General features: G+C 50.6%; 8 protein-coding genes. 7 read left to right on the forward strand and 1 reads right to left on the reverse strand.

The window, feature by feature from the left end; translation table 11 throughout:
* Positions 1-94: 94 nt before the first annotated feature.
* The 4 genes from EGM51_04770 (at position 95) to EGM51_04785 (ending at position 9,366) form a co-directional block, all read left to right on the forward strand.
* Positions 95-1,663 carry an arylsulfatase gene (locus EGM51_04770; GenBank protein QBG49244.1) on the forward strand — a complete coding sequence of 523 codons (1,569 nt, stop codon included), beginning with the start codon at positions 95-97 and terminating at the stop codon, positions 1,661-1,663.
* 76 nt (positions 1,664-1,739) lie between these two features.
* Positions 1,740-3,596 carry a beta-agarase gene (locus tag EGM51_04775; GenBank protein QBG46741.1) on the forward strand — a complete coding sequence of 619 codons (1,857 nt, stop codon included), beginning with the start codon at positions 1,740-1,742 and terminating at the stop codon, positions 3,594-3,596.
* Positions 3,593-5,842 (forward strand): agarase, encoded by a 2,250-nt coding sequence (locus EGM51_04780; GenBank protein ID QBG46742.1) that lies wholly within the window; start codon positions 3,593-3,595, stop codon positions 5,840-5,842. Before EGM51_04775 ends, EGM51_04780 begins: the two co-directional genes overlap by 4 nt.
* Before the next feature lie 119 nt (positions 5,843-5,961).
* Complete coding sequence (locus EGM51_04785; protein ID QBG46743.1) at positions 5,962-9,366, forward strand: right-handed parallel beta-helix repeat-containing protein; 3,405 nt, start codon at positions 5,962-5,964, stop codon at positions 9,364-9,366.
* A gap of 7 nt (positions 9,367-9,373) precedes the next feature.
* Here the strand turns inward: EGM51_04785 and EGM51_04790 are convergent, their stop codons facing one another.
* On the reverse strand, positions 9,374-10,159 hold the full coding sequence (locus tag EGM51_04790; GenBank protein ID QBG46744.1) for an AraC family transcriptional regulator: 786 nt from the start codon (positions 10,157-10,159) through the stop codon (positions 9,374-9,376).
* A 203-nt stretch (positions 10,160-10,362) separates the two neighbouring features.
* Between EGM51_04790 and EGM51_04795 the strand changes: the two genes are divergently transcribed.
* The 3 genes from EGM51_04795 to EGM51_04805 all read left to right on the forward strand — a co-directional run bounded on the left by EGM51_04795 (position 10,363) and on the right by EGM51_04805 (position 14,816).
* Positions 10,363-11,472 (forward strand): hypothetical protein, encoded by a 1,110-nt coding sequence (locus tag EGM51_04795; GenBank protein ID QBG46745.1) that lies wholly within the window; start codon positions 10,363-10,365, stop codon positions 11,470-11,472.
* A 10-nt stretch (positions 11,473-11,482) separates the two neighbouring features.
* Positions 11,483-12,226 carry a hypothetical protein gene (locus tag EGM51_04800; protein QBG46746.1) on the forward strand — a complete coding sequence of 248 codons (744 nt, stop codon included), beginning with the start codon at positions 11,483-11,485 and terminating at the stop codon, positions 12,224-12,226.
* Positions 12,227-12,431: 205 nt separating this feature from the next.
* Positions 12,432-14,816 carry a hypothetical protein gene (locus EGM51_04805; GenBank protein QBG46747.1) on the forward strand — a complete coding sequence of 795 codons (2,385 nt, stop codon included), beginning with the start codon at positions 12,432-12,434 and terminating at the stop codon, positions 14,814-14,816.
* Positions 14,817-14,823 lie beyond the last annotated feature (7 nt).

Here is a 14,823-nt window from a genome sequence, read left to right on the forward strand (position 1 = left end):
GCAGATTGTCGGAAGACCTTTATATATTTAGTGAATCCCGTAGTTTGTGATGGAGATCATGATGGGAAGGAGAGCTTTGGGAATGAAAGAGAATATGATTATTTCTGTATGCGCGCTGTGGAGTTCCATACTATGCAGAACGGTGTTCTTCTTCGTTTTTGTATCCGTTTTGCTAAATGCATATATTGTGAACAGTGCACCATTAGAAAAGCCGAACATTATTTTTATTCTGGCGGATGATATGGGGTATGGCGATGTGTCGTGTCTGAATCCGGAGGCGAAATTTAAAACGCCGAACCTGGATAAGATGGCAGCGAATGGATTGACACTGACGGATGCGCATACGTCATCGGGCGTTTGTACGCCGAGCCGGTATTCGGTTATGACCGGACGCTACTGCTGGCGTTCGAAGATGAAACGCGGTGTGCTTGGCGGTTACAGTCCGGCTCTGATTGAAGACGGAAGGGAGACTATGGCCTCGGTACTGAAGGCGCAGGGTTATCGTACGGCCTGTATCGGGAAATGGCATCTGGGAATGGACTTTCCGACCACGGACGGGAAACCGGCAAAGCAGTCGGGCGGCGGAACGATGACGTATCGTAACGGGAAGCGATTTATTGATGACGGGGAAATGAAAACCAATGTGGACTGGTCCGGCAGCATTCTGCGTTCGCCGACGAGCAACGGGTTCGATTATTTCTACGGAATCAACGGTTCATTGGATATGCCGCCTTATGTCTATATTGAAAATGATCGGTTTACTGGAACGCCGACTGAGATCAAAGCGTTTCATCGGCCGGGACCGGCACTCAAAGATTTTGAAGCGGTTAATGTTCTGCCGGAACTGACAGACAGACTGCTTGATTATATTCGGAAGCAGGATGGAACTGCGCCCTTTTTTGTCTATTTCCCGATCACAGGTCCGCATAATCCGGTTGTTCCGGTGAAAGCTTTCCGGGGGAAAAGCGGCATTGGTGCCTACGGCGATTTCTGTATGCAGATTGATCACCATGTGGGGCAGATCATGCAGGTGCTGAAAGATAAAGGGTTTTATGAAAATACCCTGGTTGTTTTTTCTTCCGATAACGGGGTTGAAAATCATGGGTATGAACAGTTCAGAAAAACGGGACACAGTTCGAGTGCACAGTTCCGCGGGGTGAAGCGCGATCTCTGGGAAGGCGGACATCATGTACCGGCGCTGGTGCAATGGCCGGCGGTGATTCAGGCCGGACGGGTTTCTGATGAAACCATCTGTCTGACCGACTTTATGCCGACGTTTGCCGAGATAACCGGTTTCCAACTGCCGGAAAATGCAGCCGAAGACGGTGTCAGTCTGTTTCCCGTTCTGCAGGGATTGGAACTAAAAGAGCCGTTGCGTGAAGGAACGGTACACCACAGCCTCAAAGGCGAATTCGCTATTCGGGTTGGCGATTGGGTCTTCATTGATGCGCCAAACGGCAGTGACCGGGATAATGAGCCGGAGTGGTATGCAAAGGCCCGTGGCTATATTCCGCATAATGAGCCCGGAGAACTGTATGATCTTTCGGTGGATCTTGAGCAGCGGAAAAATGTTTATGCTGAACATCCGGAGCGGGTACAGCGGATGAAGACACTGCTGGAAAAATATAAAAAGGAACCGCGCAGTGTTCCGTTGAACCGCTGATCATATTGAACATAAGTACAGTATCTTAATTTTTCCAGGCGCTGCATGCTGACTGGCCTTTAGAAAGGGATCAGATATGCAGTGTTTATATTCAGTATGTATTGCTACAGTAGTTGCCGTTTCGGCGATTGCGGATACCTCGGGGGTGACGGTTACGCTTGAGCCGCAGTGTATTCGTAATATCGGCGGCGTGACGAGGTTCTGTCGGAAACAGTTTATTACGATTCATGAATCGTTCGGTTCGATCGATTTCGCGGATGAGGATGTCCGCTATCTGGAAGAGTATCTGGAGGTGGAATACGGGCGCGACGGCGGCCTGATTCCCTGGTTTGCCACAGAGGCCGAAGCGGATCCTGAGAATCCGGACACATTCAAAGAGACCGATGTGGTGGATTTTGCGGCTGAACTGCGGGCGAATACGTCCGGATTCAGGCTGAATCCGGAAGATACACAGGAAACGGTGCTTTGCATGCATCCGGAATGGATGCATGCCACGCCGACCAATGATTTCCGTCCGTGGGGACCGAGAACCTATCAAACCACGGCGGAATTTATTGAAAAGACGCTGAAGGCGATGTGGCCGGACGGTGAAGGGATGCCGAAATATCTGGAGGTGCTGAACGAACCGTTTATTCATCGCGAGAAAAACGGTCACAATATCGATGATCTGTCGGAACAGCACAATGTGGTGGCGGAGCATCTGCATAAAACCGTTCCCGGTCTGATGGTCGGGGGGTACTGCGCGGCGTGGGTTGATGTGGAAGGCGGCGACTTCAACCATTGGAAAACCCATCAGAAACGGTTTATGGATATTGCCGGGCACAACATGGATTTCTGGTCGTATCACATTTACGACGGAGTAAATGTCAAGGGCACACCATCGAGCCGTGTGGGGAGTAATTCGGAAGCGGTGATGGATATTATCGACTCCTACAGTTTTATTAAATTCGGAGAGGCCAAACCGATTCTGATTTCCGAATTCGGCGGTATTCCACGTGGTAACATGAATGTGGTGCCCTACGATTCCGCTCGGTCGGCCCATATGATCCGGTCGGCGATGGGGCAGCTGATCACGTTTATGGATCATCCGGATCGCCTGCTCAAAGTGATCCCTTATTTTCTGGGCAAAGCCACGTGGACCTATGATTTGCGGGGGGACTACGAGCCCGGCAACGCCAACCCGTTTCTGCTCTGGCGCCGTTTGGCGGATGGTTATTTTGTAAAGACCGATCTGGTCAAATATTATGAGTTCTGGAAGGGCCTGAATGGAGAATGGCGCCGTGCGGTCAGTTCGAATCCGGACATTCGTGTTCAGTTGTTGGCTGACGGCGATGTGTTGAACGTGATTCTGATGAATATCGATACCAAAGAGCAGAACGTGAAGCTGGAAGGGCTTGAAGGGATTGTTCCCGAAACTGTAGTTATGCGCACATTGCGTACGGATGGGGATGAACCGGTATTGGCTAATAAATTTGCAGAAGAGGTTCCGGAAGAACTGACTCTGGCGGTTGGAGAAACCGTGATGCTGCGAATTTTCATGAAAAAGCCGGTGGAGCCGACGGAACAGGTTGAAGAAAGCCGGCATTATGCAACGGATTATCTGAAAAAGATTCATGCGCATCAGCCGGTTCAGTTCACGTTTGAAAATGTGCCGACTGGTCGGGGAACGGCCGTTCTGCGGGTTTCGGTTGGGCGAAAGCGGGATCGTAGTGTATTGCCGGAGTCGGTTGAGTTTAACGGACATCCGCTGGAAATTCCGGATAACTGGGCCGGGGATCAGGGGAAGCGCGGAAACTTTTTCGGAGTTACGGAATTTCAGGTGCCGATGGACCATGTTAAGTCCGTCAATGAAGTTAAACTGGTTTATCCCGATGACGGAGGGCATGCGGCCTGCGCAGTACTTCAGCTGAACCGGGTGGGGAAACTGAAATGAGGATGTTTATGGCTGAATATATGTTCCGGAGTCGGGTAGTTGGCGGAATACTGCTGTTTGCCATCGGATGTACAAATCAGCAGGCGTGCAAAGCGGAAGTTGTAGAAACCCGTGTGCTTTTTGATTTTGAAGAGCAGGAGCCAACGAATGGAATCACCGGCGATGCGGTGCGGCTGGAGTGGGTTGAAGATGCCGGGGGGACATCGGGTAAACGGGCTCTGAAAGTGGTTTATCCAGTTGAGTCGACATATAAAAAAGTTGTTTTTGAGCCGGCTGAATTGTGGGATGTGCGCGATATGGGATATTGTGCGCTTGCTGTGGATCTCCACAATCGTTCAGCGGAATCGGTTCAGCTTTTCATGACCCTTGCGGATACCAACCAGAGCGTCACCGCTCATGCAAATATCGCGGCAGGACAGTCGGGGACCTTTTATTATGATATTACGGGACCCAATACTGGACTGGATCTGGGGATGACCGGCTGGCCGGGGCGCCCTGCTGAAGAGATCGGTTTAAATCATCCGGAACCTTTCCGCTATGCCTGGGGCGCTCGCGTGCTGGATCCGGCTGCATTGAAGCAGATTGGCTTTTACCAAACCGGTATTTTAAAAGAACGCACACTGATTTTTGATAATCTGCGGGTGGTGTCTAATCCAAACGGTGATGCTGCGGAGCTGAATCCGCTGGTGGATAAATTCGGGCAATATGTCGGGGAAGATTGGCCGGGTAAAGTGCATTCAGAAAAAGAATTAGGGAGCATATCCGGAAAAGAGATGGAAGCTTTGGCTCAGGATTCCGGGGTTAAAGAGCGGTCGAGGTTCGGCGGTTGGGTGAATGGTCCGAAGCTGGAGGCGACGGGGTTTTTCCGTACTGAAAAAGTGGATGGAAAATGGGCACTGATTGATCCGGAGGGGTATCTTTTTTTTGCGACGGGGATCGCTAATTGCCGTATGTCAAATACCTATACTGTGACAGGAGTTGATTATGAAAATGCGGCAGAACGCAAGGGGGCTTATATTGCTTCCGAGTTCCGGCGCAATCTGTTTGCCTGGCTGCCGGAGGCGGATGATCCGTTAGCCGTGCATTACGGTTATGCCGGACATGTACATAGCGGACCGCTGAAGCATGGTCAGACCTTTTCATTTTACGGGGCCAACCTGCATCGGAAATACGGTGATGATTGGCGGAACAGATGGAGGGATGTGACACTGGACCGCATGAAGAGCTGGGGATTTACCTGTTTCGGCAACTGGACGGATCCGGCGTTTTTCGGTAACGGCCGGGTGCCGTATTTCGCCCATGCATGGATCGGTGGAAAGCACAAACGGGTTTCATCCGGCAATGATTACTGGACCCCCATGCATGATCCGTTTGACCCTGAATTTACGGAAAGTGTACGTGCGAGTCTCGCGCGGTTAGATGCTCAGGTGAAGGACGATCCATGGTGCATCGGAATTTTTGTGGAAAACGAACTGAGCTGGGGCAATGAAAACAGTGATGCCAGTCGTTTCGGGATGGTGATTCATACGCTCGGCCGTGAGGCTGAGTCCTGCCCGGCCAAAGCGGCATTTGTGGATATGCTGAAAGAAAAATATTCAACGGTTCAGGCGCTTAATAAAGCATGGAATTCCACGATCGCATCGTGGGCGGAATTTTCGGAAGGGTTCAGCCATGAGGGTGCACTTGACGGTGAACGACGAGCCGATTTTTCCATGCTGTCCGAGGCGCTGGCTGAGGAATATTTCCGTATTGTAAACCGCGAGCTGAAAAAAGTGATGCCGAACCATCTGTTCTGCGGATCGCGTTTTGCGGATTGGGGTATGACCCCTGAAGCGGTTCGGGCGGCGGCCAAATATACGGATGTTGTCAGTTATAATCTTTATAAAGAAGGTCTGACGGATTCCCTTCGCAAAGTGTTGAAGGAAATGGATCGTCCGAGTGTTCTGGGAGAATATCATTTCGGGGCAACGGATCGGGGCATGTTTCACGGCGGTATCCGCACGGCTGCGGATCAGAAAGGTCGCGGCTTGAAATACCGCAATTACATGATGTCGGTGATCAACGAGCCCTGTCTGGTCGGTGCACACTGGTTCCAGTATGTGGATTCTCCAACGACCGGGCGGGCGATTGACGGTGAAAATTATAACAGCGGTTTTGTGAGTATTACGGATACGCCGTATTCGGAGCTGATTGATTCCGTCCGGAAACTGAACAGAGAACTCTATTTGATGCGGTTCGGTAGATAGTGTCGTTTTTTATAAACGGTTGCAGTTGCTCCGGTCGTCGGACGGTGTGGGTGAATATATTTTGACATTCTCTTAATGAGAATGTTACCATTTTTCTCTTTTTATATATTTTCAAGGAGATGATGATGGGGAAAATGGTACAGGCAGGGTTGTTTCTATTCGGGGTTGTACTGGGTGGAAATGCCCAGGTTGCCGTGATTGACGAGGGGTTTGAATCGCTGTCTCCGAGCGAAACGGTGGGCATCAATCAGCCGATTGCAGATACCGGACTCCGCCTTCATAACCATATAACCGGAGAGGTTGTCACCCCGGATCCGGCTTTTATTTCCGCCTCGGGGCTGGTTCTTCAGCTGACAACCGGAACGAATCCGACGGGCGGGTGGGGTATCCTGTCCGCAGATAATCGTCCGCGGGCGGTTTCGTTGATTGAAGGGGAGGAGATCATTCTGGAGTTCGATCTGTTTGTGCAGGCCGTTCCTGAGGGTAGCGGAAATATCGAACTGAGCCTTTCCTTTGATGTCGGAGATTCTGTGGAGATTCCGTTTGATGCATTTACCGGAGCTTCTGCCGGTGATGTTCTTCATGTTTCGTGGACCAATACGGTTACGGCCGGTATGACCGCCGCATCCACCATCAGTCCCTCGATCGGATTTGAAGGCAGTCCGCAAAATTTTTCAACCACCGGTCCGAACGGCGACGGAACCGAAGTGAACGTGGCGCAGATTGACCATATTAAATTATTTGCACGGCCGGCTCCGACAGCGATTTATTATCTGGATGCCGATGGCGGAAATGACAGCAATTCGGGTACATCTCCCGCTGAAGCCTGGAAGACGCTGGACAAAGCAAGCTCGGTTACGCTTGCGGCCGGTGAACAGCTGCTGCTGGAACGCGGGGATACCTTTACCGGAAAGCTGATACTCGATGATGAAGCCGGAACGGCACAACAGCCTGTTATTATCGGGGCATATGGTTCCGGAGACCGCCCGGTGATTGATGCGGCGCAGTATGAGGCCGGAATTCGGATTTCGGATGTGAGTCATGTTTTGATTCGGGATTTGGAAATTACCGCTGATTCAGGTATCGGGCAGTCTCCACTCGACGGCTCCAATATGCAATATCGCTACGGTGTGTATATCAAACCGACGAGCGGCAATGCGGCCTCGGATGTAACGCTGACGAATCTGTATATTCACCATATTTTCCCTCCGCAGGAATCGGAAAACGAGGGGCATAATCCGACCACGTATATGGGGAGCGCCATTGAGGTGATCGGGCAGTCGGGCAACCGGAGTAAGGATATTGTTATTACGGATTGTGAAATTTCGGACACCGGCCACAAATTCCTCGGGCTGAAATATTGCGACAATGTGCAGGTACTGAACAACTATATGGAGCGGATCGGCGGTCCGGCCATGGTGCCCAATAATATTGATGATTTGGTGGTGCGCGGTAATACGGTGAACGGTTCCGGTCAGTATACGGATCCGCGCATGCATGGCCGCGGAAGCGGTATCTGGCCGATCAACTGTAATCGCGTACTGATCGAAAATAACCGATTTATGCATGCGCGCGGGCGATATGATTCCTGCGGTGCGCATATTGATATCGGGAATAAAGACGTCATTATTCAGTACAATCTCAGTATGGATAATGAAGGCGGTTTTGTCGAAATTCTGGGGGTCAACTCCAACTGTACCTACCGCTATAATATCAGTATCAATGACGGTGCGCGCCGTGCGGGTGTGAATGAAAACGGGCTTGCGCAGGGTAGCGGGCATACCATTCTGTTCAGCGGGCATAATTTCGGAGAACAGGAACGCCATGGCCCCTACAACAGTTATATTTATAACAATACGATTTATGTAAAAGAGGAGCAGCTGGCTTCTTTCTCCGTTGAGCAGGGTACGCTGGGTGCGCTGGTGGCGAATAATATTTTTTATATTGAGGGAGAACTCGAGGATGAAAGCCCCTATTGGCGAGGGGATTTCCCCGCCAATGTGATTGAAGGAATGGTCTGGACCAACAACCTCTATCAGCGCGGCGGTATTTTTCCGGACTGGGTTTTTGAGGAGGACGATCCGATTTATGGTAATCCGAAACTGGCCAATCCGGGCGGTCTGACGGAGTCGGATTATATTCCCGCGCCGGGAAGTATCGTTGAGGGGCGGGGGATTGATATTCCTCAACTTCCCGAAGACCCGGACGGTATTATGGGCGGTCTGACGGTAACTCAGGACTTTTTCGGCAATCCGATTGTCGGGCAGCCGGACATCGGGGCGGTTGAAATCGGGGGCGGCATTTCGACCGAAACCGGATCGGCGTTTGAGCCCTGGCCGGAGGAGAAGGATGGCTCCGTGGAAATGACGGCGGTTCCCGGGCCGGCGGGAGCGGAATATTATTTTGCCGAAACGTCTGGAAATGTCGGCGGTGATGATTCGGGATGGCAGTCTTTTCCTCATTATACGGATACCGGCCTGCTGCCGAATACGCTTTATTCCTACACCGTCACGACACGTAATGCCGCGGGTGTTGAAATCGGAACAAGTGTTGAAGAGGCGGTGCTGCCGGTTTCATCGCCGCCGTTTCCGGATCATATTATTCTAAAGGATGATTTTTCCTTGGCTGTAAATCCGGAAAACCATACGGCTCCATTTCCGGAAAATACCTGGTATCTTGTCGATGGAAATGATTACAGGGAAAATCAGTCTCAGTCGGTGTCCACCTATTCCGGCTGGCTTCAGCTTGGATTCGGCTATGAGGAAATGCGCCTTCTTTACTGCAGCGACCGGAACTGGAGTCTGAATCACGATTATGAATTTTCCGGTGATTGGAAAATTGATACGCTGTTCGAGAATCATCTAGGATTTTCTGTCGGGTTCGGGGAGTTTGATCCGGAGACGAGGGAACTGCTCCATTCGATTACAAATCTGCATGTGGGCAATCTGGATACGCCGACAACAAACGATGCCGGATCATTCACCCTGTATCTTTCGGCGGAGGATCTGCAGGCAGAATCGGTGAGCCCGTCCAATCGCGTGGGTGTTTATTTCTATCGTGATGATGACGGCATAGAAGGTGTACAGGGTTCACCTAAGAGTGATATCTATCTGGTAGATAATCTGTCAGTCCGGCTTTATGGGGATGATCTGGATGAAGATGCTGATGGTATTCCGGACCATATTGAAGAGGCTGTCGGGCAGGATCTTGAATCTGACGGGGATTATGACGGAGACGGTTTGCTGAATGCTGAAGAGGTACTGGTGGGTACACCGGTTGATTCGTCCAACGCACTGTTTACGGCCGGAATATCCAATATGACGCAGATTGTTGTGACTGAACCATGGGTGCTGTCCAACCGTATTTACATTCTGGAGCAAAAAGAATCGCTCATCTCTTCCAATGGCTGGAAAACGGTTGATTCAGTGAGCGGAACGGAGGATGCCGGAAACGGTGATATTGTCTTCCCGGCTGCGGGAATCACGAATCAGTCCTTCTATCGTGTTCGCATCGAATGGGAGTAGGGGCGGGTTATCGGAATGCGCGCGGAGAAATGCCGAACGCTTTGCGGATGCACTTGTTGAAATACTGGAGATCTGTGAAGCCGCAGTCGATCGCGATGGATTTCACCGGCTGATCGGTTTCGGTTAAAAGGTGTTTTGCCCGGGCCATGCGGCGCTGCCGGATATACTCGCTGATGGTGCAGTTCTGATGTTTTCTGAAAAGATGGACAAGATAAGGATGGGAAACGCCGGCGTGTTCCGTCAGTTCAGCTATCCGCAGTGTATGTTCCAGATTCAGTTCAATGTACTGAATACATTTTTCCAGAGCCGGATGCCGGACACTGTTGCGTTGTTGCTGTTTTATCCATAGCTGTTCAGCATCCAGCAGCAGGCTCCAGAGTTTCACATCGGCGGCCAGCGGATGGGGGGCGTGGAGGTGGAGCACCTTATGGAGCGCTTCGGAAAATTCCGGATAATGTGCGCCGGTCGGCATGATTCCGGGAAGGGTCTGGCCGGTAACGGCGGTATCGGTGTCTAACCGGAAATGACAGGCAAGGTGTGTGCCGGTACCGTAAACGGCATAAGTAACGGTTTTTCCGGGCGGAATAAATCCGATGTCGCCGGGGTGTACATCAAGGCACCCCTCTTCCATAGTGAGGGTTCCTTCGAAATCATACAGATGGATGCTCCACAGATTCGGGAGACTGTAGGTTTTATTGTTGTGTTCTTCCGAAACACCGGTGCCGATATAATGACAGACCGGTTTGCCTGTCAGGTTGATTGACCAGTAGATTCGTTCCATGAATGAATACATATACCATCAGTTTTTTAATTAAAATCTGATTTCGTGCGAAATAACTTCTTTTAGCGGAATGGCTGTATGCGAGGAGAATGATACTAAAGTACAGTAGATGATGCTGGTGAGATCTGTAACATCCCGTTTTTTTATGGCTGGGTCAGGTGGATTAAGCTCGGTGTCATATACCGGACCGGTGTTTTTAAACTTAGGGAGCAGGGATGAGGAAATCAACGCGGGATAAAGGTCGTGGCGTGGTTAAGGGAGCCCCGAGTGGTTTTGTGATCAGTATGGCCATTCATGCGGCGGCATTTGCGCTGGCCGGAATGCTGGTGGTTTTCAATGTGGTGAAAAAGGAGGAGAAAAAATTCGTTCCTCCGAAACCGGTGGACCGCCCGAAGATGAAATTGAAGAAGCCCAAGGTTAAGGTGAAAAAAACATCAAAACCGAGATCTACCACGCGCATAGTGACCAAAGTACAGAAAGCCAGTATGCCGGATATTCAGCTTCCGGAAATGACCGGAATGGGTGAAGGGCTGGTTGGGGACATCGGCGGTTTTGAAATTACTCCAAACCTGGAGGAAATCAGCGTATTCGGGGCCGGTCAGGCCATCGGGAATGATTTTGAAGGGGAGCTTTATCATTTCCGGTACGACAGGCGCGGCGGAAAAATTTCATCCATGGATCTGGATCCGTTTTTCGATATCGTGCGTGAATATGCCCGGAAAGGATTTAAAAAATCGGTTTTGGCCCCTTATTACCGATCGGCGAAAAAGCTCTATACGACACATTTCATTGTTCCCCAGGTTCCCTCGCGTATGGCACCGGGGCTCTTCGGAGAACCGGATAAGGAAGGCGATTGCTTTTTTGTGAATTACAAGGGAAAGCTGGTTTATCATGAAGATATAAAGTTTCGTTTCTGGGGTTCCGGCGATGGGTATATCAGTGTTATGGTCGATGGGGAACATGTATTGCTTAACGGGTGGGATGCGCGCCTTGAGGTTCTGGATTACTGGCAGTCCTCCGACTCGCAGTCCGGTAAGCATTATTGTGTTGGAATGGGTATGGCAGTCGGTGACTGGATTGAGCTGAAGGCCGGAGAGCCGAAAGATATGGAAATCTTTTTCGGAGAATGGGGCGGCGGCATTATGTCGGCTGCACTGCTGGTGGAAGTTGAAGGGGTTGAATATCCGCAGACCAAGTGGGGCGGTCCGTTACTGCCTGCATTCAAGACCGAGGAATTTACTCGCGATCAGCTGGAGGAAATCTACAAATTTCTTCCGCCGGGTGAGCTGAGTCTTACCAACGGCCCTGTATTCCGGGATTACTGAGGAGGTCACGATGAAATCTGTTATACTGTCTCTGGTCCTTGTTTTCTTCGCTGCGGGGAATGTGTCGGCAGGAGAAATCCGGATGTGGACGCTGAACAGCGGAAAAACCGTCGAGGCGGAATTTGTTTCGCTGATCGGAGGAAAAATCGCCCTGAAAACGCCCGGAGGAAAGCTACTGAAAATTCCGGAGAACGGAATATCTCCGGATGACCTGAGCTATATTGAACTGCAGAATCCACCCCGGCTCGATTTTTCTTTTTCCAAAATGACCCGGCAGCATGTCTATGCTCCGCTCACGGAATGGTTTGAAAATGACACTCCGCCGCCGCGCTCTCTCTATTACACTTTTTCCACACAGATCAGACAGCTTTCTCCCAATCCGTATAATCACGAATTAACTGCTGAAATTTTTGTTATGGCGGCCGAAGTGGACGGGGATAAGAATATTCTGATCGATTACCGGAAGGAACCGTTCCGTTTAACCGATGAAAACGGACGGGTTGTTAATATTCCCGGAGTTCAGGAGGTTATGCTGACAAGTTATCTGGCACCGGGCGGTATGTGGAGAGGGGAAAAATTTGCCGGTTATCTGATCGTCGTGACCGATACGCGGGGTGAAATTATCGCTCATACCGAGACTCGGGAATGGTGGTTTGAAAAACTCGAAAATCTGAGGAAAGTGCCGGTCGGTAAAACCTTCGATAAAGAAGGTAATCGTTGCTGGCCCACCCGCCCCAAAGAATCCGACTATTAACGGGCTGATGAGTTTCGGGTTTAAAAGCGTCCTTAAAGGGCGCTTTTTTTGTGGATGTCGGTTTAGAATAATCCTTATTTATTAATTATATTACCACTATAGTCCACTATCTTTTCTTATATTATATTTAAATGGCGGGTATATTTATTCGATCGGTAAAGGATAATTACCACTTACGCAAGGTGTGGAGATAAGGGACGGGTTTATGTATAAACGGCTCAATGTATTGATGATTTCCGGTTTGTTGACGTTTTGCGCCCGAGCGGATCTGTCGCCGGAAATCATCGAGCAGATCGGTCCGGCAGGTCGCGAGGCGTATGAAAATCATCAGCATCTTGTTGATGTGGTGATGAAAAAATATCCCTGCGAAACCAGCGTGCAGGTGAACGCGTCCTATGAACGGCTCAACGCGGTGACGTTTACTTCGGGTCCGTTTACGGTTGATGGCATTGCGGAAATTCCGGTTCCTCCGGAAGTGGCACGGCATCGTTCGGCATTCCGTGCGTTTGTGATTAAAGGAGAGGGACTGCTGGGCATTTCGTCGATCAATTTTGTTTCGGCCACCGACGGTTTCCGGGAAGCGAAAATGAGCCATCAGTCCGATACCGACATCATTATTGAAGCTATGCTGGCCACGATTAAAGCGGGTACGGAATACTGGATTGAGATTAAAGGGCAGGCCCGTATAGAAAAAATCTCATTGGTGAACTGGGAGGGCATTGCTGTTGAATTCAACCCCGGTCCGTATATTGAACCGGGACTGAATAAACCGGTTCTGTATGCGGACGTGAATGTCGATGCAACGGCATACCGTTCTATTCAGGGTATTTCGGGAATCAGGCGCGACCGTTATTTCAGGTATTATGCGGCTCCGAACATGGACCGTTCGGGGCGGGAACCCTACTTTGCCGGCAAAGGCTTTCTGCCGGGCCGGCAGATTGAAAAGCTTTCGTATAATCTCGAGCATCGTTATGGCGCAGCTGACCGGATGGATCATCTGGTTGAGGATCCGGCCCGTCCCGGATATGCGGACCTTTCATTTTTTGAGCGGAATAAAGGCATGTGGTGGCGTTACGAGGGTGTGGATCCGGATCTGACCTTTGCGATGTGTTTTGACAACTGGCCCTCATTTATGGAGCCGGATGCGGAAGGCATCAATAACAGTGCAGGCACTCCCGGAAATTACGCCGCGGCAACGGAGTTGGCTGTGGCTCATCTGAAGGCGGAGGTACGCGACAGCGGTCGAACGGCAACGTGGTGGGAAGTGAAGAATGAAAGTGATATCCAGGTGGAATGGATGTGGCATGGGCAGAAGGGGTATGACAGCTGGAAAATGCTGGCCGATTTCCATAATGTCATGGCTGATGGAATACATGCGGCATTCCCGGAACTGAAAGTCGGCGGTCCGGCTTCGGCTCAGCTTCAGCCGCAGCGTAACCGCTTCGGTGTCTGGAAAAATCACAAACGTTTCATGGAGCTGACGAAAGGCAGGCTCGATTTTTATTCGCACCATTTTTACGAGGTGGCATCCAACAATTCCTATCAGGAGCAGTTTGCGGGACGGACCAGCTATGCACAGGGCATTCTGGAATGTGCTCTGGATATGGTGAAGGCGCAGATGACGGCCATGGGTCATGAAGTGCCGCTACTGATTACGGAATATGGAACACTCAATGCTCCGACCGGCGACCGCGGTTTCTGGATTCACGTGAAAAATGTTAATAATCTATTGGTGAATCTGCTGGACCGTCCGCAGGATTTTGAAATGACGGTTCCATTTATTCTGACCTTCATGCACTGGGATCCCCACGCCACGGAATCGTTCATTCATATGAAAGAGGATGGCGAATTCTATAAAACCAAAAACACCTATCTGCTGGATCTCTGGGAGGGTTTTCGTGGGAAACGGGTGACGGCAGAAGATAATCATCGCAAGATTTTCAGTTTTGCCGTACTCGATGGGGATGTTCTGCGTGTGGTGCTGAACAACCGCTCGGACCGCCGGGCGCTGCTTCATCTTTCTGTCGTGCTGTCCGACGGGGTCGAGGTGGTATCCGCTTCCCGGAAAATGCCGGTTTTCCGGAAAGGGGAGATGCTGTTTATTGAAGAGGAACTGTCCGATCTTTCAGCGGTTGATATCGGTGTTGAAGTTACCCAGATTCTTAATCTCAAACTTTCATCGTCGCCGGAGCTTCACACGGTTCGCAATGAAACAGTCTGGTATGCGGGAGAGACCGCTGTGCAAGCGGATAACCCGGTGGAAATGTCCGTTGAAATCGATCACGGTGAACTGCGGAAAAAACGTTTAGCGGCACGGATCCGTGTAGGTGTTGAACGGCCGGGCGGTTTTGAGCAGGGCATGACCGTTTCGATAAACGGCCGGGAGGCCGGGTATGTGGATATGAGTTACAGCAAAGGGGCTCAGCAGTTTTTTGATTATTTTGAAGTGGATATTGATCCGGAGTGTTTGAAACCCGGCAATTCGGTTCAGGTGGTTTTCGATGAAAAAGGGGCCCATGTGTCATCAGTAAAAATCATCCTGACCACAGAGGAAAATTCTGTCGCTCAATCGGGAAATGAAGAGGAATAAACAGGGA

The sequence above is a fragment of the Verrucomicrobia bacterium S94 genome (assembly GCA_004299845.1).
In the GTDB taxonomy this organism is placed as follows: Bacteria; Verrucomicrobiota; Kiritimatiellia; order Kiritimatiellales; family Pontiellaceae; genus Pontiella.